At 58.8% G+C, this 21,900-nt stretch carries 23 protein-coding genes; 4 read left to right on the forward strand and 19 right to left on the reverse strand.

Annotated elements, in window-relative coordinates:
- The first annotated feature begins 340 nt into the window (after positions 1–340).
- Positions 341–568, forward strand: a complete 228-nt coding sequence (locus ACVVH8_RS21455) for a YheU family protein (protein ID WP_003192759.1) — start codon at positions 341–343, stop codon at positions 566–568.
- Positions 569–573: 5 nt separating this feature from the next.
- Here ACVVH8_RS21455 and csrA read toward each other — a convergent pair whose 3' ends face one another.
- The 3 genes from csrA to ACVVH8_RS21470 form a co-directional block, all read right to left on the reverse strand.
- Complete coding sequence (csrA, locus tag ACVVH8_RS21460; protein WP_103305648.1) at positions 574–759, reverse strand: carbon storage regulator CsrA; 186 nt, start codon at positions 757–759, stop codon at positions 574–576.
- 148 nt (positions 760–907) lie between these two features.
- The gene (locus tag ACVVH8_RS21465) at positions 908–1,240 is read right to left on the reverse strand and encodes a YnfA family protein (protein ID WP_003226957.1); all 333 of its coding nucleotides are present in this window, start codon (positions 1,238–1,240) and stop codon (positions 908–910) included.
- Positions 1,241–1,303: 63 nt separating this feature from the next.
- Entirely contained in the window at positions 1,304–2,119 is an 816-nt protein-coding gene (locus ACVVH8_RS21470; protein WP_103305647.1) for an SDR family oxidoreductase, read from the reverse strand.
- A 323-nt stretch (positions 2,120–2,442) separates the two neighbouring features.
- On the opposite strand from ACVVH8_RS21470, the gene ACVVH8_RS21475 reads away from it, so the two are divergent.
- Positions 2,443–2,601: a DUF3309 family protein gene (locus ACVVH8_RS21475; RefSeq protein ID WP_169432680.1), complete on the forward strand. Its 159-nt coding sequence runs from the start codon at positions 2,443–2,445 to the stop codon at positions 2,599–2,601.
- 73 nt (positions 2,602–2,674) lie between these two features.
- Here ACVVH8_RS21475 and ACVVH8_RS21480 read toward each other — a convergent pair whose 3' ends face one another.
- The 10 genes from ACVVH8_RS21480 to ACVVH8_RS21525 form a co-directional block, all read right to left on the reverse strand.
- Complete coding sequence (locus tag ACVVH8_RS21480) at positions 2,675–4,768, reverse strand: LTA synthase family protein (protein WP_103305646.1); 2,094 nt, start codon at positions 4,766–4,768, stop codon at positions 2,675–2,677.
- A 316-nt stretch (positions 4,769–5,084) separates the two neighbouring features.
- Positions 5,085–5,690, reverse strand: a complete 606-nt coding sequence (locus ACVVH8_RS21485) for an START domain-containing protein (RefSeq protein WP_103305645.1) — start codon at positions 5,688–5,690, stop codon at positions 5,085–5,087.
- A 41-nt stretch (positions 5,691–5,731) separates the two neighbouring features.
- The gene (locus tag ACVVH8_RS21490; protein ID WP_007908349.1) at positions 5,732–5,986 is read right to left on the reverse strand and encodes a YkgJ family cysteine cluster protein; all 255 of its coding nucleotides are present in this window, start codon (positions 5,984–5,986) and stop codon (positions 5,732–5,734) included.
- 166 nt (positions 5,987–6,152) lie between these two features.
- Positions 6,153–6,623, reverse strand: coding sequence for a translation initiation factor 2 (locus ACVVH8_RS21495; RefSeq protein WP_103305644.1), 471 nt, complete (start codon positions 6,621–6,623; stop codon positions 6,153–6,155).
- 78 nt (positions 6,624–6,701) lie between these two features.
- Positions 6,702–8,141 carry an aminotransferase-like domain-containing protein gene (locus ACVVH8_RS21500; RefSeq protein ID WP_475226239.1) on the reverse strand — a complete coding sequence of 480 codons (1,440 nt, stop codon included), beginning with the start codon at positions 8,139–8,141 and terminating at the stop codon, positions 6,702–6,704.
- A 201-nt stretch (positions 8,142–8,342) separates the two neighbouring features.
- Positions 8,343–9,155, reverse strand: a complete 813-nt coding sequence (locus ACVVH8_RS21505; protein ID WP_401300612.1) for an OmpA family protein — start codon at positions 9,153–9,155, stop codon at positions 8,343–8,345.
- Positions 9,152–9,508: a DUF4398 domain-containing protein gene (locus tag ACVVH8_RS21510; protein ID WP_103305641.1), complete on the reverse strand. Its 357-nt coding sequence runs from the start codon at positions 9,506–9,508 to the stop codon at positions 9,152–9,154. Before ACVVH8_RS21510 ends, ACVVH8_RS21505 begins: the two co-directional genes overlap by 4 nt.
- 9 nt (positions 9,509–9,517) lie before the next feature.
- Positions 9,518–10,339 carry a substrate-binding periplasmic protein gene (locus ACVVH8_RS21515; RefSeq protein WP_103305640.1) on the reverse strand — a complete coding sequence of 274 codons (822 nt, stop codon included), beginning with the start codon at positions 10,337–10,339 and terminating at the stop codon, positions 9,518–9,520.
- 80 nt (positions 10,340–10,419) lie between these two features.
- Positions 10,420–11,349 (reverse strand): electron transfer flavoprotein subunit alpha/FixB family protein, encoded by a 930-nt coding sequence (locus ACVVH8_RS21520; protein WP_315447672.1) that lies wholly within the window; start codon positions 11,347–11,349, stop codon positions 10,420–10,422.
- Between the two features lie 2 nt (positions 11,350–11,351).
- Positions 11,352–12,101, reverse strand: a complete 750-nt coding sequence (locus tag ACVVH8_RS21525) for an electron transfer flavoprotein subunit beta/FixA family protein (protein ID WP_007908338.1) — start codon at positions 12,099–12,101, stop codon at positions 11,352–11,354.
- Positions 12,102–12,651: 550 nt separating this feature from the next.
- Between ACVVH8_RS21525 and ACVVH8_RS21530 the strand changes: the two genes are divergently transcribed.
- Complete coding sequence (locus ACVVH8_RS21530; protein WP_103306674.1) at positions 12,652–14,316, forward strand: electron transfer flavoprotein-ubiquinone oxidoreductase; 1,665 nt, start codon at positions 12,652–12,654, stop codon at positions 14,314–14,316.
- A 183-nt stretch (positions 14,317–14,499) separates the two neighbouring features.
- Here the strand turns inward: ACVVH8_RS21530 and ACVVH8_RS21535 are convergent, their stop codons facing one another.
- Complete coding sequence (locus ACVVH8_RS21535; RefSeq protein WP_103306711.1) at positions 14,500–15,390, reverse strand: AraC family transcriptional regulator; 891 nt, start codon at positions 15,388–15,390, stop codon at positions 14,500–14,502.
- A gap of 190 nt (positions 15,391–15,580) precedes the next feature.
- Between ACVVH8_RS21535 and ACVVH8_RS21540 the strand changes: the two genes are divergently transcribed.
- Positions 15,581–16,633, forward strand: a complete 1,053-nt coding sequence (locus ACVVH8_RS21540) for an NAD(P)-dependent alcohol dehydrogenase (RefSeq protein WP_103306675.1) — start codon at positions 15,581–15,583, stop codon at positions 16,631–16,633.
- Here the strand turns inward: ACVVH8_RS21540 and ACVVH8_RS21545 are convergent.
- The 5 genes from ACVVH8_RS21545 to ACVVH8_RS21565 all read right to left on the reverse strand — a co-directional run bounded on the left by ACVVH8_RS21545 (position 16,630) and on the right by ACVVH8_RS21565 (position 21,813).
- The gene (locus ACVVH8_RS21545) at positions 16,630–17,433 is read right to left on the reverse strand and encodes an IclR family transcriptional regulator (RefSeq protein WP_103306676.1); all 804 of its coding nucleotides are present in this window, start codon (positions 17,431–17,433) and stop codon (positions 16,630–16,632) included. The two genes, ACVVH8_RS21540 and ACVVH8_RS21545, sit on opposite strands and share 4 nt — an antisense overlap.
- Positions 17,434–17,493: 60 nt before the next feature.
- The gene (locus tag ACVVH8_RS21550; protein ID WP_475226241.1) at positions 17,494–18,804 is read right to left on the reverse strand and encodes an MFS transporter; all 1,311 of its coding nucleotides are present in this window, start codon (positions 18,802–18,804) and stop codon (positions 17,494–17,496) included.
- 181 nt (positions 18,805–18,985) lie between these two features.
- Complete coding sequence (gene dgoD, locus ACVVH8_RS21555; protein ID WP_007908327.1) at positions 18,986–20,134, reverse strand: galactonate dehydratase; 1,149 nt, start codon at positions 20,132–20,134, stop codon at positions 18,986–18,988.
- Positions 20,135–20,183: 49 nt separating this feature from the next.
- Complete coding sequence (locus ACVVH8_RS21560; RefSeq protein WP_103306678.1) at positions 20,184–20,804, reverse strand: 2-dehydro-3-deoxy-6-phosphogalactonate aldolase; 621 nt, start codon at positions 20,802–20,804, stop codon at positions 20,184–20,186.
- A gap of 19 nt (positions 20,805–20,823) precedes the next feature.
- A complete protein-coding gene (locus tag ACVVH8_RS21565) occupies positions 20,824–21,813 on the reverse strand; it encodes a 2-dehydro-3-deoxygalactonokinase (protein ID WP_475226244.1) in 990 nt (329 codons plus the stop codon).
- Positions 21,814–21,900: the final 87 nt, after the last annotated feature.

The raw sequence follows: 21,900 nt of genomic DNA on the forward strand, positions 1-21,900 counted from the left end.
GGCTCCCACAGGTTCAGGCTGGAACACAGTATGTGTGTACCCCACAAATACTGTGAGAGCTGGCTCCAACAGGTTCAGGGTGGAACACAGTATTTGTGTACCCCTCAAATACTGTGGGAGCTGGCTCCCACAGGTTCAGGCTGGAACACAGTATTTGTGTACCCCTCAAATACTGTGGGAGCTGGCTCCCACAGGTTCAGGCTGGAACACAGTATTTGTGTACCCCACAAATACTGTGGGAGCTGGCTTGCCAGCGATGAGGCCGGCACAGGCAACACAAAAACTGGCAGCCCAACATCAATCGCCGTAGCATCCCGCCATTGATTTAGCCGAGGTGCCCATGCTCATTCCTTACGACGCCCTTGAAGTCGACACCCTCACCCGCCTGATCGAGGATTTCGTCACCCGCGACGGCACCGACAACGGCGACGACACCCCGTTGGAAACCCGCGTATTGCGCGTGCGCCAGGCGCTGACCAAAGGCCAGGCACTGATCGTCTTCGATCCGGAAAGCGAGCAGTGCCAACTGATGCTCAAACACGACGTGCCCAAGCACCTGTTCGACTGAAAGCCTCAGCGAAGCTTTTCCGTGGCTTGTTTGCGCTGGATCCGCTCATAGACCTCCGAGCGATGCACATTGACTTTTTGTGGCGCTTCGACGCCAAAGCGCACACTGGAACCGTTCACGGACAGAACGCGCAAGGTGATGTCATCACCGATTGAAATCAACTCACCAACGACACGGCTGAGCACAAGCATGAGATTCGTCCTTCAGGGTTAACGAGCCCTGAAGATGCGCGGCTTGCGGCGGCTCTACAATGCGTGGCGAGCAAATCAGTAATGCCCTACGCCGTGCAGCGCGGCCGCCCTTCAGACATTTCCTGCAAATCGTTAAACACGCGTTTTCTCACGCGGCGGAAAAGCGCGGACCAAATAGAATCACGCTGGCACCGATCACGCACAACGCCACGCCGATCCAGTCTGAGCCCAGCGGCCGAACCCGCTCGACCACCGCCAGCCAGCCAATCGAAGCCACGATGTAGATCCCGCCATAAGCGGCGTAGGCGCGACCGGCATAGGCCGCCTCGACGCGCGTCAACAACAGCGCGAACAGGGTCAAACTGAGCAGCGCAGGAATCACCCACAAGGCGCTTTTGCCCTGACGCAGCCACATGAAGAAGGCGAAACAACCGGCAATTTCAAACAGCGCCGCGAGGAAGAACCACAGGTAATTGAGCATTTGCACGTCCAGACAGGGTGACCATTGCGGCCACCCTATCGACGCCAAACGGCGGGGGCAAGTTCAGCCGTTGTTCTGCTTGGCCTTGGCACGCATCTTTTCGGCCATGGCGGTCATTTCGTTGTAGAGCAGTTGCGGATTCTTCTGTTTGATCGCCCAGGCCATGCGGCCCTGCTCGTGAGGCAAAATCATGAACTCGCCGGCCGCCACTTGCTGATAGATGTAGTCGGCGATGTCCGCAGCAGTAATCGGCGAACTTTCCAGCAACTTGCCGACCTGAGCTTTCATGGCCGGGGTCGGGCCACGGAAAGAATCGAGCAGATTGGTCTGGAAGAACGACGGGCAAACCACATGCACACCGACTTCCTGTTGCGCCAGTTCGATCAACAGACTTTCCGACAACGCCACCACGCCAGCCTTGGCCACGTTGTAGTTGCTCATCGCCGGGCCTTGCATCAGCGCGGCCATGGAGGCGATGTTGATGATCTTGCCTTTGCTTTGTTCAAGCAGCGGCAGGAACGCTTTACAGCCCTTGACCACGCCCATCAGGTTGATCGCGATCTGCCAGTCCCAGTCTTCCAGCGACAGCTCGCTGAAGAACCCGCCCGAGGCGACACCGGCGTTATTGACGATGATGTCGATGCCGCCGAGTTTCTCTTCGCAGGCCTGAGCGAACGCGGTGAGCTGGCTGTAATCACGCACATCGCAGCGCTGGATAAAACCGTCGCCGCCCGCCTCGCGGACCATTTTCAGGGTTTCCTGCAGACCGGGTTCGCTGACGTCGGACAAGGCCAGTCGCCAGCCTTCACGCGCCCAGCGCAGCGCGATTTCGCGACCCAGGCCCGAGCCTGCACCAGTGATCATCATGCGATTTTGCATAGCGGACAGCCTTGTTGTTCCGGGAAAGATGCGCCGAGTGTAGCGAAGGAACTGTGTGGGCCCACGCTCCATCAAGTTGCTGAATGGAGGATCAAAAGATCGCAGCCTGCAGCAGCTCCTACATCGATTCCTGCACGAGTTGCCGCAGGCTGCGATCTTTTGATCATTCGCTGTAAAGGAAATAAGCGAGTAATCCAAATACCTTAAAAAAACATTGAATTTTATTTCATCCGCACCGGTCGGAATTTATAAGCCGTCTGGAATTACTTAGTCTCCAGTCGCCCCTTGAACAGCAAGACTTCTCGAACACAATCAACAAGGAAATCGACATGGGCACAATTCTTATCATTATCCTGATCCTGTTGCTGATCGGTGGTCTGCCGGTCTTCCCGCACTCCAGAAGTTGGGGTTACGGTCCTTCGGGCATTATCGGCGTGGTGTTGGTCGTGCTGTTGGTACTGTTGTTACTCGGCAGGATATAAAGATTCAGGCATAAAAAAAGAGGCCCTGTTCAGGGCCTCTTTTTTATTGCGCGGATTTTGCGCTAACGAGCAATCAGTCCGGCTTGCCGTTAATCACACCGGCGGTGTTGTCCATCAGGCTCTTGGTCGCCGTTTGCAGGAACGACTCCAGCTTGAGTTTCAACTCTTCGGTGCGCGGTGCATTCGGCACGATCTCGGCGTGTGGATTGGCACCCAACTGGTACTGCCACATCTTCGGCCCCATTTCCTTGTCTTTCGGCAGCACGAGGATCTGGTCAGCGGTGACGATGGCGGTGGTCTGCTCACTGCCCGACGGCTTGATCACACCGAAACCGGTGTCGCCTTCCGGCAGGTTGAGCAGGTCACGGCCCCAGCACTGATGACGCACTTCGCCACCCAGACGACCCATGATGGTCGGCACGATGTCGATCTGCGTACCCACGGTGTGGTCACGCGTACCGAACTTCTCCTGAATGCCCGGGGCAATCATCAGCATCGGCACGTTGAAGCGGCCCAGGTCCATTTCGGTGATCTGGCGTTCGTTGCCAAAACCGTGGTCGCCGACGATGACGAACAGGGTTTCCTTGAAGTACGGCTCTTTGCGCGCCTTCTCGAAGAACTGACCCAGTGCCCAGTCGGCGTAACGCATGGCGGTCAAGTGTTCGTTGAGCGAACCGCGATCAGTTACGCGCTCGACCGGCAATGGCGTCGGCAGCGCATATGGCGTGTGGTTGGACAGGGTTTGCAGCAATGCGTAGAAAGGCTTGCCGTTTTCCCGCGCCTTGAGCTCGACCAGACCACGGTCGAACATGTCCTGGTCGGATACGCCCCACGTCGGATCGGAGAACACCGGGTTGACGAAGTCGTTACGGCCAACGAAGTTGGTCATGCCCTGGTTGCTGAAGAAACCCGACTGGTTGTCCCAGGCGAAGTCACCGTTGTAGACGTACACGTCGTCGTAGTCACGGGCACTGAGCAACTGCGGCAGACCGGACAGTTTGTGGCTGCCTTCCGGGGTCTGCATCAGGTATTCGAAACCTGGCAGGTTGGGGAAGCAGGCCATGGTCGCGAACATACCCTGGTGGGTGTGCGTACCGTTGGAGAAGAAGCGGTCGAACAGCAGGCCTTCCTTCGACAACTTGTCCAGATACGGCGTGATGTTGCCCGGTGCCCCCAATGCGCCGACCGAATGACCGGCCATGCTTTCCATCAGGATCACCACGACGTTCTTGATCGGCAGGGTCTTGTCGGCCGGCGGCGTGTACTCGCGGCGCACGGCGGCGATGTCGGCATCGACCAGTTTGTCGTCCGGCATCAGTAGCATGTCGCGCACGACTTTCTGCGCTTGTTCTTGCGGCAGCGTGGCTTTCCAGATGTTGTCGCGATCTTCGCCCATGCGGTCCTTGGCGGCGGCGATCAGCGACAGCGTACCGTTGAGGCCGAGCTGGTTGGCGAAGTTCGAGTCGGTGGTGTAGACGTCGCCCCAGCGCATTGGCGGGCCTTGGCGCAGAGTGCCACGGGCCGCGACCACGCAGATCAGCAGGCAGACCACGAATACCGCAAGGCGTGTGTACCACGGCGCCACCTGACGGGTGCTAACGCTGCCACCGCTGAACGGCCCGCGTGGACGCGTGGCACGGTCGGCACCTTTGAATGCCAGAGTCAGAATAACGGTGCCAATCACCCAGGCCAGCAGATAGCGAACCACCGGAAAACCGTACCAGAGCATGCTCATCACGGTTTTCGGGTCTTCTTTCACGTACTGGAACACCAAGCCGTTGAGGCGCTGGTGGAACTCGCGATAGAAGTCCATCTCCATCAGGCCGAGGAACAGCGCGATGCTCGAGGCGATCGTCAGCCACAGACGGAAGAAACCACGTGCAGCCATCGCCCTGGCACTGAACAGTGCCAACACCAGCGGAATGCAGACGTAGACCACCAGGCGCAGGTCGAAACGCAGGCCATTGGCGAAAGCTTCGAGGAAGGTCGAGGCCGGGGTGTCGAGGATCATCTCGCGGTTGTAGACCAGCAGCGCGAGGCGCAGCACGGAAAACATCACCATCATGACCAATGCACACAGCAGCGTGTAGGCCAGATGCGATTTGACGGTCGGTTGCAGCAGGCGAGCAGAAGATCGCTGCTGATTCAGGGCGTCCGGGTTTGCCATGTCGTTTTAGGACCCATTGGAAGTTGAAGTTGCAAAAATACAGCGGCGCCATGCCCTCTGTTGGTCATTCCAGACCCCGGGGCGTGCGCGGTGCGCAAATGTTGCACGATCACTCGCACCATTGCCATTGATTACTGCCCCGCCATCCGACACTTTCATTTAAAGCGGCGGCAGACCGGAACAGCGTGCAAACAGCGCGGGCGAATTGTCTTGAACAGGTTGTGAAAATTTCGTGCAACGCATATCTGGAAACACAATATAGATACAAAGCAAAACGCCCCGACTTGATCGGGGCGTTGTGCTGTCTGCGCGACGATTACTTTTCCGCGCGTTCTTTCAGGGCTTTCAGTGTGTTGAACGGCGCATCAACCACAAACTTGTTGGCGACCATCGCCGGGACACTGCCGCCTGGCTCGGTGTGCACTTGATAGGTCACTTCGACCTGATCGCCTTTCGGTACAAACTTCCAGAAGCCTTTGACCTGAGTGACACGGACAAAACCTTTCTCTTCCGGAATGTACTTCGGCAGACCTTCGAGGTTACGAGTGAGACTGCCATCAGCACCTTCAACCGTGGTGATGTGCAGCACCGAATCACGCGAGGTCACTGGCCACGGCGTGTTGAACTGAGTGTAGGTCCAGCTTTGATCGCCTTCGTGCTTGAGCAGCTTCTGCGACTTGCATTCGTAGATCCAGGCGCAGGCGCCGGAGACGTCTTCCTGCAAGGCGCGCAGTTTGGCAATGGTGGTCTTCATCAGGGTTACACCCTGGTAGGACTTGTAATCAGAACCCGGCACTTCGGCCAGCGAGACCTTGATGCCATCCTGCTCCTTGGCGACCTTCCAGTCCTCAGCCTGAGCGACGGACGTCGCCAGCACAGCAGTCAAACCACACAACACAGCGATACGATGCAGCGAACCCATAGTCTTATTCCTTATTGTTGAAGTTCCGTTCGTTTGACACATCACGCCGCCGTCATTTGCTCCCACCAGCCGATCAATCTGATCGCTTCTTCCGAACTGCTGCCACAGACTTCGACATCAGCAGCGAAGCCGGAACAGACTGCCGGGCGCTCCGGGCGGCCGAAAATGCTGCACAGGTTTTCGACCGAGAGTTGCACGCAACGTTCGCCGGCAGGTTTGCCATCAGGCATGCCGGGAATCGGCGAGCTGATGGAAGGGGCAATGCAGCAAGCGCCACAGCCTTCACGGCATTTCATGACGAACAATTCCTCGCGACGGGCGATGTGTAAAAGGCACGCGGAACAGAGTAACCGCTAAAACGGCTGTTTAAAATTCCCTGAACCGGGGTTTTTACGGATAAGTGAATGTGACTGACCAGTCTCCGACAAAGCGTCTGGTTCGCGGGTCACAGATGCATGGCATTTACTGCTTGAATTCAAAATCCAGCGCCGCACCTTCCACTTCCCGGCGCTCTTCGTTGCGCAGTTGCAACTGCATTTCGTTGCTGAGCAAACGGCCATTGAGCTGGAACCCACTGTTTTTCTCGCCAAAAAACTGCGGCAGGATCGGCTCGCGTTTGGGCAGGACGACGGTACCAGGCGGTTTCAGCTCCTGGACCATGTCCTTGGGCAGGCTCAAGTCCAGTTTGGCTGGCGGCAATTTGGTTTTCACCACTTCGCTGGCAGGTTTCGACTTGGAGGCAATCGGGGTGCGTTTTTTAACGGCTTTTTGCTGCGACTTCTTCGCAGGCGCAGCCTTTTCAACTGCCGCCGATTTTTTTGCTGTGGTCGTCGCTGCCGGTTTTTCCTGAGCCGCAGCCGCCATGACACCAGGCGCATGACTGATCATCAGCAAACAGAACAAAACCCCAGCGGCAGAAAAAATCGCTTTCATGGACCCAACGACACTAACGGCAGAGGGCCATATGCTCGCTTGTTGGACGCCACAAGACAAGCATGTCCGACCGCTCGTTCAGAATCCGCCGGCCGTTTCCTGACACAGTTGGGTCGCCAGCAGGCCCAGCGTCATCAACGCCCGCTCCGCCTCACGGTTCCACGGAATGCCGCAGTTCAGGCGGATACAGTGGTTGAATTGCTCGGTGTTACTGAAAATCAGTCCCGGTGCGATGCTGATGCCCTGCTGCAATGCGCGGACATGCAATTCTTGCGTATTGACTCGCCCCGGCAGACTCACCCAAAGGATGAAACCGCCCGTGGGCCGGGTCATTTGCGTACCTTCGGGGAAGTACTGCTGCACCGCCAACTGGAAGGCACTGAGGTTTTTCCGGTATTCCTGGCGGATGTACCGTAAATGCCGGTCATAACCACCGTTTTCCAGATAGGCGGCAATCGCCATCTGCGTAACGCTACACGCCGAATGCGTGCTGAAGGTCTGCAAACGCTGAATTTCCTGCTGATACTTGCCAGCAATCATCCAGCCGATGCGCACACCGGGCGACAGGGTTTTCGAGAAACTCGAGCAGTAGATCACCCGGTCCAGCCGGTCGTAGGCCTTGAGCGCTTTGGTGCGCCCCTGTTCGAACATCAACTCGCCATAGATGTCGTCCTCGACGATCTGGATATCGAAATCCGAGGCCAGGCGCAGCAGTTGTTTCTGACGCTCTTCGGGCATGGTGCCGCCCAGCGGATTGCTCAGGCGAGTGGTGAGCACCAGCGCTTTGATCGACCATTGATTGGCCGCCAGTTGCAGGGCTTCGAGGCTCATACCGGTGGCAGGATCGCTGGGGATTTCGATGACTTTCAGGCCCAACAGGTCGGCCAGTTGCAGCAGACCGTAATAGGTCGGTGATTCGGCGGCGATCAGATCGCCCGGACGGGTCAGCACTCGCAACGACATCTGCAAGGCATCGACGCAGCCGTGGGTGATCACCACTTCCGAGGGATCAACCACCACTCCGGCGTCGCGCATGCGGATCGCCACTTGTCGACGTAGCGGTTCGAAACCCGGGCTGAACATGTAGCTGAACGCACGCGGACTGTGGAAGCGCGTGACTTTGGCCAATTGCTGATGCAATGCCCGCACCGGCAAGTAATCAACACTCGGTACGGCGGCGCCCAACGGGAAGACACCTTCGCGGCGCGACTCGACCAGCACCTGTTGAATGATGCTGCTGCGCGTAACCAGCCCGGGGCGCTCGACCCGGGCGATATCCGGCGTCGGTGCCGTCAGCGCAGGCGTCTGGTGCACGTAATAACCGGACTGCGGCCGCGCACGAATCAGCCCCTGATCCTCGAGGTTGGCGTATGCCTGCAACACCGTCGCATGGCTGACGTTGAGCTGCGAACTCATTTTGCGCACCGAAGGCACGCGCTCCCCCGGTTGATAGACACCACGGCGAATGTCTCCGGCCAGTTGCTGAGCAATACGTTGGTAGAGCAAGAGATTGGTCATGACGCAGCACTCGATTTCACGGGCATTTTATTCTTGTGTGAAACAATACCGGAACAGTTTAGAAGTGTACTGGGACAGTTGTCACTCTAGTCGACCATACAGTGCAGTGTCTGCCACAACTGTATCGATTTGCGAGCTATTCGACAGACGTAAAAAAGCCCGGTACTGCATGACAGCCCGGGCTTTCCAGAGACGCAACCCTTAGCGGGCGGCGCCGAGCTGGCCTTTTTCGTCGGAGAAAACAATTTCAACGCGACGGTTCTGTGCGCGTCCACGCTCGGAAGCGTTGGCGTCCACCGGGTATTCGTCGCCGTAACCTTCGACTTGAATGCGTTTGTCGTCGATGCCCAGATCCATCAGCACATCGGCCACCGATTGCGCGCGGTCGCGGGACAGTTTGAGGTTTTCCTGTTTGCCGCCGGTGCTGTCGGTATAGCCCTCGATGCGTACCACACGCTTCGGGTTCAACTGCAGGAACTGCACGATTTTCAGGACGACACGATTGGCCGAGTTTTTCAGCTCCGCCTCACCCGTGTCGAACAACACATCACCGAGGGTCATCACCAGACCACGATCGGTCTGCGTGGTGGCCAGCGCGACGATTTGTTCTTCGAGCCATTTGCCCTGTTGCTGCACGCTTAGCAGTTTCGATTCACGCAGGGCCAGTTGCAGACGCTGACGCTCCAGTTCGAGCTTGGCAGCGCGCTCCTCGTTAAGCACCTGATTGGTATGCTCGCGGGCGATTTCGCTGTAGCGCTGGCTCAGGTAGGCGTAATGCACCACGTCCGAACCACTGCCCCAGTAAGTGGACAGGCGATCGGCACGGGCCAGGGACTCACCAGCGCGAATCACGTCTTTCGGCGCAATACGCAGCACGTTGGAGTCTTCCTTGACCTTCTGGAAATCGGCGCCAGCTTCTTGCAAAGCGGATTCGCTGTGTTGCCCGGCGCAGCCGTAAAGGCTGGCGCAACCGGCGAGGATCAGACCACCGAGAACTCTGGGCTTGAGGCTCATTGGGCGTCTCCCAACTGCTTGCGCAAACGGGCGATGCGAGTGTTGAGCACATTCACCTGTTCTTCGCTCTTTTGGGTCAGCACTTTGGCTTCGGCCAGACGCGCATCCAGTTCGGCCTGTTCCGCGCGCATGCGCGCATTGCGGTAGGACTCGTCAGCCATGTTGCCTTTGGCGCGGTTGTATTTGGTTTCGGCCAGTTTCATTTCCGGCACGTCATCAGCGGTGGCGCCTACGGCCTTGGCCTGGGCAATGGTCTGTTCGGTCAGGCGCATTTGTTCAACGGGTGCCGGATCGGTCGCGCAACCGGCCAGGGCCAGAACGGCCACAGCCGCGAAAAGAGGTCGAATACTCACTAAGAATCCCTACTGTTTTGGGGCACTGACAGGTTGTTGCGGCTGTTGCTGCTGCGCCTTCCAGCGCTCGATATTGCGTTGCAGCGCGGCTTCCGTCAGTCCGGACGCGGGCAATTCTGTCATCTTTTTGGCCAACTGTCCGCGCAACCACGGATCGTTGCACGCCGAGTTATGGGAAACCGCGAGGAACAGCCCCGGCCGATCGATGGGTTGCTCAAACGCCAGCAGGTCATTGGCCATACCCAGCGCCTGCGCGGCGGCCATGCCGGAGTAGCGGCCAGCGAGTACATATTCCACTTCACCCAACAGCAATTTCTGAAAGGCCTGAGTGAGGTTTGCTGTCCGGGTCAGGGTCAGATTCTGCTCGGCGAAAGTGCCGAATGCCTGGGTCATACGAGACTTTTCCGACAAGCCACCCGTATGACCGTGCAGGTCGCGGGCTTCACTGTAAGCCAGCGTCGAGCCCTTGCGGGTCCACACCAGATAGTCGTTTTCCAGCAGTGGCGGATGGATGTAGTCGAGATTTTCCAGCTCGGTGAAGGCCAGCGGCGCATCAGCCAGCATGTCCATGCGCCCGCTGCGCACTTCGTCGAGGGCTTGCGAGCGTTTGCCGGCGTAAAGCAACTCGACCTTTATGCCGAGGTCTTTGGCGACTTGTTGCAACAGGTCGGCGCTCGCACCGATCAGTTGTTTGGGGTTCTGCGGATCCTGCCACAGGTACGGCGGCGCGTCCGGGCTGCCGGTGACGACGAGGCGCTCGCACTTGCCGGCAGCCGCAGCCATCCCCGGCAAGAGGATCAATCCTAATAACAACCTGCGGCGCAGATCCATGGCAAAACGCTCCCGCTCAAATCCGAGTCAAAAAAAAGCCCGACCAAAAGGTCGGGCTCTTTATAAGTGAAGCCGCTGGATTAGACCAGCTTCTCCAGCTCAGGTACCGCTTCGAACAGATCAGCCACGAGACCGTAATCGGCCACCTGGAAGATCGGCGCTTCTTCGTCCTTGTTGATCGCAACGATCACTTTGGAGTCTTTCATGCCGGCCAGGTGCTGGATCGCGCCGGAGATACCGACGGCGATGTACAGCTGTGGCGCAACGATCTTGCCGGTCTGACCGACCTGCATGTCGTTCGGTACGAAACCTGCGTCGACCGCGGCGCGCGAAGCACCCACGGCAGCGCCCAGCTTGTCGGCCAGAGCGTACAGGTGTTTGAAGTTGTCGCCGTTCTGCATGCCGCGGCCGCCGGAAACGACGATCTTGGCAGCGGTCAGTTCCGGACGATCGGACTTGGCCAGTTCTTCGCCGACGAAGCTGGAGATACCAGCGTCGTGCGCAGCGCCAACGGCTTCAACAGCAGCCGAACCACCTTCAGCGGCAACCGGGTCGAAACCGGTGGCACGCACGGTGATCACCTTGATCGCAGCGGTCGATTGCACGGTAGCAATGGCGTTACCGGCGTAGATCGGGCGCTTGAAGGTGTCAGCACTTTCTACCGAGATAATCTCGGAGATCTGGTCAACGTCCAGCGCAGCGGCAACGCGCGGCAGGATGTTTTTGCCGTTAGAGGTCGCGGCAGCCAGGATGTGGCTGTAGCCCTTGCCCAACTCAGCAACCAGAGGAGCAACGTTTTCCGGCAGCTGATGCGCGTAAGCGGCATTGTCAGCGTTCAGGACTTTGCTCACACCAGCGATTTTCGCAGCAGCTTCAGCCACGGCGCCAGCGCCAAGACCTGCAACCAGAACGTGGATGTCGCCGCCGATTTTGGCAGCAGCAGCCACGGTGTTCAGTGTGGCCGGAGCCAGCACCTTGTTGTCGTGTTCAGCGATTACCAAGATAGTCATGATCAGATTACCTTCGCTTCGTTTTTCAGTTTCTCGACCAGTTCAGCCACCGACTTGACCTTGATACCTGCGCTGCGTGCAGCCGGCGCTTCGACTTTCAGGGTCTTGTTGGTGGAGGCGGTGGAAACGCCCAAAGCGTCTGGAGTCAGCACTTCGAGAGGCTTCTTCTTGGCTTTCATGATGTTTGGCAGAGACGCGTAGCGCGGCTCGTTCAAACGCAGGTCGGTGGTGACGATCGCTGGCAGTTTCAGCGAAACAGTCTGCGCGCCGCCGTCGATTTCGCGGGTCACGGCAACGCTGTCGCCCGAGACTTCGACTTTCGAAGCGAACGTGCCCTGACCGTAGCCGCTCAGTGCAGCGAGCATCTGGCCGGTCTGGTTGTTGTCGCTGTCGATGGCCTGTTTACCAAGGATCACCAGCTGAGGCTGTTCCTTGTCGACCACAGCCTTGAGCAGCTTGGCCACGGCGAGCGAGGTCAGATCTTCAGCGGATTCGACGAGGATGGCACGGTCGGCACCCAGAGCCAGTGCGGTACGCAGCTGCTCCTGAGCGGTGGTCGGGCCGATGGAGACGACGACGATTTCAGTCGCAACACCTTTCTCTTTCAGGCGTACGGCTTCTTCCACTGCGATTTCGCAGAACGGGTTCATCGACATCTTGACGTTGGCGAGATCGACGCCGGAATTGTCCGCCTTGACGCGAACCTTGACGTTGTAATCCACAACGCGTTTGACAGCTACAAGAACCTTCATGGATTCCTCGTTACTCTCCGGTGAAAAGAAAGTCGCCTAGGCGAACCTGGCGGTTGATGCTCATCAGGCTAAAAGGGCACCTCTAAAAACGCCGACATGGGTGCGGGGTGATTCACGGTGAGAGGAGCTGTGACCGTTCGTCAGTGGTGACTGACAAGTCATGGATCTTCACGCTGTGTAAACTGCGCGCCGGACCTGCGCTGCGCATCACCTTCTACTGCCTGTGCCCTGTCTTTAGAGGTGCTCTTGAAACCGCCAGTCTGCCTACGACGAGCGCAAAACCGCCCGTATCTTGACCGGAACGCCTATTCCGGTCAATACGGCAAAATGGTCGTTCATAAGCCGCGCTTCTTTGATTTCTCTGGGCTGGAGCCAATTCAAACAAACGTTTGTATTGGACGCTCGGAGTGGTGTAGATATAATGCGCCCCCTAGAGAGAAAGGTGGCTTCTCCTTTATCCCCCTTGACGTTAACGTAAAGGCATAACGGATGCGACATCAAACCTCCAAATTAGAAAAAAAACTGTTGAGCCTTGAGTAGGAGATAGCCTGTGGAACGCGAATACATGGAATTCGACGTGGTCATCGTCGGTGCCGGCCCCGCTGGCCTGTCCGCCGCCTGCCGTCTGAAGCAGAAGGCCGCCGAAGCCGGTAAGGAAATCAGCGTCTGCGTGGTCGAAAAAGGCTCCGAAGTCGGCGCACACATCCTGTCCGGTGCTGTATTCGAACCTCGTGCCCTGAACGAGTTGTTCCCGGACTGGAAAGAACTCGGCGCCCCGCTGAACACCCCGGTCACCCGCGACGACATTTTCGTGCTGAAAAACGCCGACAGTGCGCAAAAGATTCCTGACTTCTTTGTGCCCAAGACCATGCACAACGAAGGCAACTACATTATCTCCCTCGGCAACCTGTGCCGCTGGCTGGCCCAGCAGGCCGAGAACCTCGGCGTGGAAATCTACCCGGGCTTCGCCGCTCAGGAAGCATTGATCGACGAAAGCGGCATCGTGCGCGGGATCATCACCGGTGATCTGGGTGTCGACCGTGAAGGTAATCCGAAAGAAGGCCTGTACACCCCGGGCATGGAACTGCGTGGCAAATACACGCTGTTCGCCGAAGGCTGCCGTGGCCACATCGGCAAACAACTGATCAAGCGCTTCAACCTCGACAGCGATGCCGACGCTCAGCACTACGGCATCGGCCTGAAAGAAATCTGGGAAATCGACCCGGCCAAACATCAGCCAGGTCTGGTGGTACACACCGCCGGCTGGCCGCTGGACATCATGGGCACTGAAAACACCGGCGGCTCGTTCCTCTATCACCTGGAAAACAATCAGGTGGTGGTCGGTCTGATCGTTGATTTGTCCTACAGCAACACCTACCTGTCGCCGTTCGACGAATTCCAGCGCCTCAAGCATCACCCGGTGCTGGCTCAGTACCTGGAGGGCGGCAAGCGCGTCAGCTACGGCGCCCGCGCGATCTGCAAAGGTGGCCTGAACTCGCTGCCGAAAATGGTCTTCAAGGGCGGTGCGCTGATCGGTTGCGACCTGGGCACTCTGAACTTCGCCAAGATCAAAGGCAGCCACACCGCAATGAAGTCGGGCATGCTCGCCGCAGAATCTGTGGCCGACGCGCTGTTCGCCGAAAAGGATGGCACAGAAGAGCTGACCACTTACGTCGACGCGTTCAAGAAGAGCTGGCTCTACGACGAACTGTTCGCCAGCCGCAACTTCGGCCCGGCGATCCACAAGTTCGGCGCCATCGTCGGCGGTGGTTTCAACTGGCTGGACCAGAACATCTTCGGCGGTAAACTGCCGTTCACCCTGCATGACACCAAGCCGGACTACGCTTGCCTGAAGCTGGCAGCCGACTGCAAAAAGATCGACTACCCGAAACCCGACGGCAAACTCAGCTTCGACAAACTCAGCTCGGTGTTCATCTCCGGTACCAACCACGAAGAAGAGCAGCCGTGCCACTTGAAGCTGACCGACCCGAGCATCCCGATCAGCAAGAACCTGCCGCTGTACGACGAACCGGCGCAGCGCTACTGCCCGGCCGGCGTCTACGAAGTGATCACCAAGGAAGATGGCGAGAAACGCTTCCAGATCAACGCCCAGAACTGCGTGCACTGCAAGACCTGTGACATCAAGGACCCTTCGCAGAACATCACCTGGGTCACGCCGGAAGGCGCCGGCGGCCCGACTTATCCAAACATGTAAGTCGAAGCGCTGAACATCAAGGCTCCCGAAATGGGGGCCTTTTTGTTGCCTGCGGTTCAGTGCATCACATCAACACCTGTGGGAGCTGGCTTGCCAGCGATGGCGGTGGATCAAGCGACATCTATGTTGAATGTGCCGACCTCATCGCTGGCAAGCCAGCTCCCACACGGACTGTGTAAATCCTCAAGCAGCGCGCTCATCACCCGGACTGCGCTCGAAATAGCGCTTGTACTCGCGACTGAACTGCGACGTACTCTGATACCCCACACGGTGCGCCACCTGCGCCACACCGAGTCCTTCCGCTACCAACAACGTCTGCGCTTTCAACAACCGCAAACGCTTCAGATACTGCACCGGCGACAACAACGTGCTGCGTTTGAAATGCTCATGAAACGTCGAAATACTCATGTTCGCGCAACCGGCCAGGGTCTCGACGTTCAACGGCTCGGTGTAATGCGCATGCAGATGACTGATCGACGCTGCGACCCGCGCAAACTGCCCCTGCTGCTCGACCAGCGCACGCAACACATCGGCCTGCGGCCCACGCAATGCCGTAAACAGCAACTCACGCACTCGCGCCGGCCCAAGAATCTGGCATTCCAGCGGATCGTGCAGACAACTCAGCAAGCGCTCGACACAGCCGCGCATGTCATCGTCGAGCACCACCGAAGTCATCGACTCCGGCGTTTGCGCCGGGATGTGTCGCCCCGGCGCCAGCCCCATGGCCAGCACCAACTCACCGAGCAACACCCGGTCAATCGCCACCGAAACACCCAGCAACGGCGCATCCGGCAAGGCAAAGGTTTCGCACTCGAACGGCACCGGCAGCGCCTGAATCAGATAATGCCCGGCACCGTACTCCATCGTCCGAGGCCCGAGAAACGCCAGTTTGCTGCCCTGGGCGATGATCATCAGGCTCGGCTCGTAAATGTGCGGGCCACGGGCAACGTCGCAACTGGCACGCAGCACCTGCACTCCCGGCAACCCGGTCTGGCTGTAACCATCGCGCAGCGCCAGCGGTTCGATCAGCGAAACCAGCGTGGCATTGGCATCAAGGTGGCGGGTCAATTGCATCGACATGTTCTTCACAAAAATCACGGAAAAAGGGATGAAAGCATCATCGCAGATCCTCTTGCCAATGCGACCGAGCAAACCCGCATGCCGGAGGATTAGGCATGAGACCCGGAGGAATCGTCATGGCCGGACCGTCAGTCGGCGCCCAGAATGCGCCGCCTCACTTGTCACTGCTTTTGCGAGGTTCCACATGTACACCGCCATCGGCTATGCCGCCCAATCGGCCACCACGCCCCTCGCCCCGATGAAGTTCGAACGCCGCAGCCCACGGGCCGACGACGTCGCCATCGAAATCCTCTACTGCGGCGTCTGCCATTCCGACATCCACCAGGCGCGCAACGAATGGGGCATCGCAGTTTACCCGTTGATGCCAGGCCATGAGATCGTCGGTAAAGTCACCGCGATCGGTGCGAATGTCACACAACACAAGGTAGGCGATCTGGTCGGCGTTGGCTGCATGGTCGACTCCTGCCGCACCTGCGAAGCCTGCCAATCGAACCTTGAGCAATACTGCCTCGAAGGTCCGACCATGACTTACGCCACCCCGGATCGGGTCGATGGCAGCAACACCATGGGCGGCTACTCCGACAGCATCGTGGTCAGCGAGCACTTCGTCGTGCGCATTCCTGAAAAACTGGCTTTGGCCAGCGCCGCACCGATTCTCTGCGCCGGCATCACTACCTACTCGCCGCTCAAGCACTACGGCGTCAAGGCCGGCGACAAGGTCGGGATTCTCGGCATGGGCGGCCTCGGCCACATGGGCATCAAGTTCGCCAAGGCCATGGGCGCCGAAGTCACGCTGTTCACCCGTTCAGCGAGCAAGGCTGAAGAAGGTCGCCGTCAGGGTGCCGATCATGTGATCGTCTCCACCGATGCCGAGCAAATGAAAGCCGCTGCCGGTTACTTCGACTTCCTGCTCGATACCATTCCGGTGCAGCATGATCTCAACCCGTACCTCGACACCCTGCGTTTCGACGGCGTGCACATTCTGGTCGGCCTGATCGAGCCGGTTGATCCGCCGGTACACGCTGGCAAACTGGTGATGAGCCGCCGAGTGCTGGCAGGTTCCTTGATCGGCGGCATCGCAGAAACCCAGGAAGTGCTGGATTTCTGCGCTGAACACAACATCACCTGCGATATCGAAATGCTCGACATCCGCCAGATCAACGAGGCTTACGCCCGAATGATCGCCGGTGACGTGAAGTACCGTTTCGTGATCGACATGGCGACGCTCAAGGTTTAAATCTTCAGACCGAGTTCCGCCGAGAGCCGGGCTGTGACCCCTTTGATCAGGGGGATCAGCTCGGCCATTTTTTCCAGCGGCATGTACGGCACGGTGCTGGCGATACTGATCGCCGCCACGATGCCCTTGCTCGCATCCCGAATCGGCGCCGCCACGCAGCGGATCGACGGTTCGTTGTCCTCCAGATCGAACGCGTAGCCACCCGCGACATACTCGATCATGCGCTGCTCAAGCTGTTCCCACGACTGCTGGGGATGCTGCGGCCAGAACTGACTTTTCCCACCCGCCGGCAGGCTGATGTCGTACAGACGCTGCCAATCTTTCGGCGAGTCATCGAGCATCAACGCCTTACCGATACCGGTGCGTGCCAGCGGCATGCGATGGCCGACCCGCGAACGCATTTCCGGGCCGTTGCGCCCCGGATTCTTCAGCAGATACAGCACTTCGTCGCCTTCACGAATGCCCAAGTGCACCGTGTCGCCGGTCAACGCCGACAACTCGTCCAGATACGGCCCGGCCAGACTCACCAGCGGCAACTCTTCGCGCGCCTGGAAACCCAGCTCGATCAGCTTCGGCCCGAGCAGATAACCGACTTGCGGCACCACGCGCAGGTAGCGCTCGTCGACCAGGCAACTGGCCAGACGATGGGTGGTGCTGCGCGTGGTACCGATCAGTCGGGCAATTTCTTTGAGATCACGGGCGCCACTCGCCACTGCCTGCACCACACCCAGTCCGCGCAATAGCGTCTGGGTGCCGGTGGGCGCGGCGTCCTTGGTTTTTTCCGGGGCGTCTTCCTGCATATCCAGCCTTTACCGTTGAGCGAGGGAACGGGCGGCATTATGGTCGCCCGACGCTGACCACTACAACTCGATACGCTCGACCTTGCCCACCAGCAGCACGTAGGACAAAGCACCGATCAGTGCGAGAACCGCGATATAGGTGATCGCCGGGGCAAAGGAATCACCACTGGCGAGGAAACCGATCACGATCGGCGTAGCAATTGCAGACAAGTTACCGATGAAATTGAACACCCCACCAGTCAGCCCGAGCAGACGCGCCGGCGCCAGTGTCGAGACCAGTGACCAGGTGATCGAGGCCAGACCGTTACCGAAAAACGCCAGGGCCAGAAACGCAATCACAAGCGGTGTCGACTCAACAAAGTTGGCACCGATGATCGACGTGGAAATCAGCAATCCGCCAATGATCGGCAACTTGCGCGCAAAACCCACGGTGCAGCCGCGACGAATCAGCAAGTCGGAAAAGAACCCCGAACACAACACGCCAACAAACGCGGCAAGAAACGGCAGCGACGCCAGCAGGCCGGACTTGATGAAGTCCATGCCGCGATATTTCACCAGATAGGTCGGGAACCACGTCAGGAAAAACCACAGTGTCGAGTTCAGGCAGAACTGGCCGAGGTAGATGCCCCACAACTTGCGTTTAGTGAGGACGATGCCGAGGTCGGTCCAGCTGAATTTGGCTTTGACCTTGGCGGTCTCAGCCTGGATATCCACCAGGCCGCCTCCCTCGCGGATCAGATCGATTTCTGCATCGTTGGCGCCCTTGAAATCCCGCGGCTCGCGATACGCCGCGTACCAGATCACCGCCCAGATGATGCCCACTGCACCGGTCGCGACGAACACCATGTGCCAGCCAAATTCATGTTGCAGCCAAGCCAGCACCGGGGTGAGAAACGCCAGACCGACAAATTGCCCCGACGTGTAAAAACCAATCGCCGTGGCGCGTTCACGCTCAGGAAACCACGTCGTCACCACGCGGCTGTTGATCGGATACGCCGGTGCTTCCAGCGCCCCGACCGCCATGCGCAGCACAAACAGCGCGATGAAACTGGCAGCAAAACCGAGCATCACGGTGGCCAGCGACCACAGCAACAACGCGACACTGTAAAGAATGCGCGGCGGCACCCGGTCGACCAGCCAGCCGCCGGGGATCTGCATGGCCGCGTAAGTCCAGCCGAACGCGGAAAAGATCAGACCGACATGGATCGGATCGATACCCAGCTCACTGGTCAGGGCCGGCGCGGCAATCGACAGGTTGCTGCGGTCGAGGTAGTTGATGACCACGGTGATAAACAGCAACACCATGATGAAAAACCGCTTGCGGCTGGGCGTGACTAAAGACGCCTGCCCGGTGAGGGTTTGCGGTTGCATGAGAGATGCCTCTTCTTATGTTTATTTGAGGTCATGACGCAAATCACCCATCCATGGAGATCAAACTGTGGGAGCTGGCTTGCCAGCGATGGCGATGTAACTGTCACATCAATGCTGGATGTGCCGCCGTCATCGCTGGCAAGCCAGCTCCCACAAAGACTTTCGGTGTATCAGGGCAGACTCACCACTCGGCAAAGCTGCCATCGGCATGGCGCCAGATCGGGTTACGCCAGCGGTGGCCGACCGCCGCGCGCTCAATCACGTATTCCTCGTTGATCTCGATGCCCAAGCCCGGGCCGTTCGGGATCTTCACGAAGCCTTTGTCGTAATCGAACACGCGCGGATCCTTCACGTAGTCGAGCAAGTCGTTGCTCTCGTTGTAATGGATGCCCAGGCTTTGCTCCTGGATAAACGCGTTGTAACAAGCTGCGTCCAGCTGCAAACACGCCGCCAGCGCAATCGGCCCCAGCGGGCAATGCAGCGCCAGCGCCACGTCATAGGCTTCGGCCATGTTGGCGATCTTGCGGGTTTCGGTAATGCCGCCCGCGTGGGAGGCGTCCGGCTGGATGATGTCGACGTAGCCTTCGCTCAACACGCGTTTAAAGTCCCAACGCGAGAACAGCCGCTCGCCGAGGGCAATCGGTGTGCTGGTCAACGGTGCCAGCTCTTTAAGCGCTTCGTAGTTTTCGCTGAGCACAGGCTCTTCGATGAACATCAGTTTGTACGGGTCGAGTTCCTTCATCAGCACTTTGGCCATCGGCTTGTGCACTCGACCATGGAAATCGACACCGATGCCGACGTTCGGTCCCACTGCGTCGCGCACGGCGGCAACGTTGGCCAAGGCGAGGTCGACTTTTTCGAAGGTATCGAGGAACTGCAGCTCTTCAGTGCCGTTCATTTTCACCGCAGTGAAACCACGACTCACCGCCTCTTTCGCCGCACGTGCGGTGTCGGCCGGGCGGTCACCACCGATCCACGAATACACGCGGATCTTGTCGCGCACCTGACCACCGAGCAGATCACTGACCGAGACACCGAGGGCCTTGCCCTTGATGTCCCACAGCGCCTGGTCGATACCGGCCAGCGCGCTCATGTGGATGGCGCCGCCACGGTAGAAACCGCCGCGATACAACACCGTCCAGATGTCCTCGATGTTGCGTGGGTCTTTGCCGATCAGGTAGTCGGACAATTCCTCAACGGCAGCAGCAACGGTGTGCGCGCGACCTTCAACCACAGGCTCGCCCCAACCGGTGACGCCCTCGTCGGTTTCGACCTTGAGGAAGCACCAGCGCGGCGGGACGATGAAAGTGGTGAGTTTGGTGATTTTCATCTGCTTGTCTCTCTTATTTGGATGCAGCGCACGCAGCGCCAAAAAAGTCTTAGCGAAGAGCCTTCCACGCGGCCACGTAGGCCTTGGCATTGACCGCAACCTGCTCCGGCGTCATGCCCGGTTTGAACAGCCCGGAACCCAGTCCGAAGCCTTTCACCCCGGCGTCGATAAACGCCTGCATGTTGTCCGGTGTGATCCCGCCGACCGGCGCCAGCACCGTTCCGGACGGCAACACCGCGAGCCAGGCTTTGACGACCGCCGGGCCCATCTGCTCGGCCGGGAACAACTTGAGAATGTCCGCGCCCTCCTCCAGCGCCGCGAACGCCTCCGTCGGCGTGGCAACACCCGGCGACAGGTACAAGCCCGCCGCTTTCGCCGCGCGCAAGACCTTGGCATCGCTGTGCGGCATGACGATTACCTGGCCGCCGGCCTCTTTCACTTGCTCGACCTGTTGCGCGGTCAACACCGTGCCGGCACCGATCAGGCAATCGGCGGGCAAGGTCTTGCGCAGGATGCGGATACTTTCGTACGGCGAAGGGGAATTGAGCGGTACTTCGATGACGCGAAATCCGGCTGCGTAAAGGACTTCTCCGACAGCGGCGGCTTCCTGCGGGTGCAGGCCACGCAAGATCGCGATCAGACCGTTTTGTGCCAGTGCTTGCTTGAGCATGTCAGGCCTCCAGTCAGGGTTAACGGGATGAGGAATCGATCAGTCCGGCGGCCAGCGCCAGTTGCCACAGTCCACGCTCGGTGGCCTGCTCGGCCAGCGTCACCTTGGCGAAACCGCAAGCATCAAGGGCACGGCTATAGCGCGCGCAGAGTTGCGCGTTACCGATGAGGATGATCGAAGGAAGATGCACGCTGTTGCGTCGATGCCGCTGAACCGTGGCGAGTGCCGCCAGTTCATGACCAATCATGAGGCCGGACAGGTAATCCGCTTGCGCCGTCGGGCTGAGTTCACCGGTCAGGCCCAGCGTTCGCGCACTGAATAAATTCGAGAGCACGCCGAGTTCACCGTCCGCCGACAGCGCAACCTGCACGCCCCGGTCAAACGCCTGACCATCGAACGTCGCGCCTTGCTGTTGGGTACGGCCGAGAATGCTGTGTTCGCTGAGCACGGCGAACACTTCGCCGGTCATGAAGGTGTCGAAATGCGTGATGCGGCCATCGACCACTTCCACCCATTTCGAATGGCTGCCCGGCAGGCCGATCAACAAGTCGCTGCCCGCCTCGACCGGAAGATTCTGCAGAACACCGAGGACCTGGGTTTCTTCACCGCGCATCACATTGGGCAAACGCGAACGCTGAATCACACCCGGCACGATGTGCACGCGGGTGCCGCGCAGACTGACCACGGTTTGTAGGGAGTTTCCGAGATTGGCGACGTTTGCCGGCGTCTCGCAGTAGACCGCTTCACGCCAGCCCTGCGCGCTGCCGACCATGCCGCAAGCGATCACCGGCAGATCCGGCTGCGCATCGAGCCAGTCGCCACACACCTCATCAAAGGCCAGTTCAAAACCGTCGGTGCATTCGCGACCGTTGATGACTCGCGGGGTCTTGGGCAGTTGCATGATCCCGCAGGACAGCGCGCGCTGTTCCAGCACCAAGCCGTCCGCCGCGAGTTTGTAAGCACGTAATGAGGTCGTCCCCCAATCGAGCGCGATCAATTGCGCCAGCATCGCTTCACCTGTTTTGTTTTTGGCAGTGAGTGCGACGGACTATAGACCTCCTAAACGTAAAATCTCAATATGTAATTTTGCATCCCA

This window comes from Pseudomonas trutticola BRTCR10, from assembly GCF_056155105.1.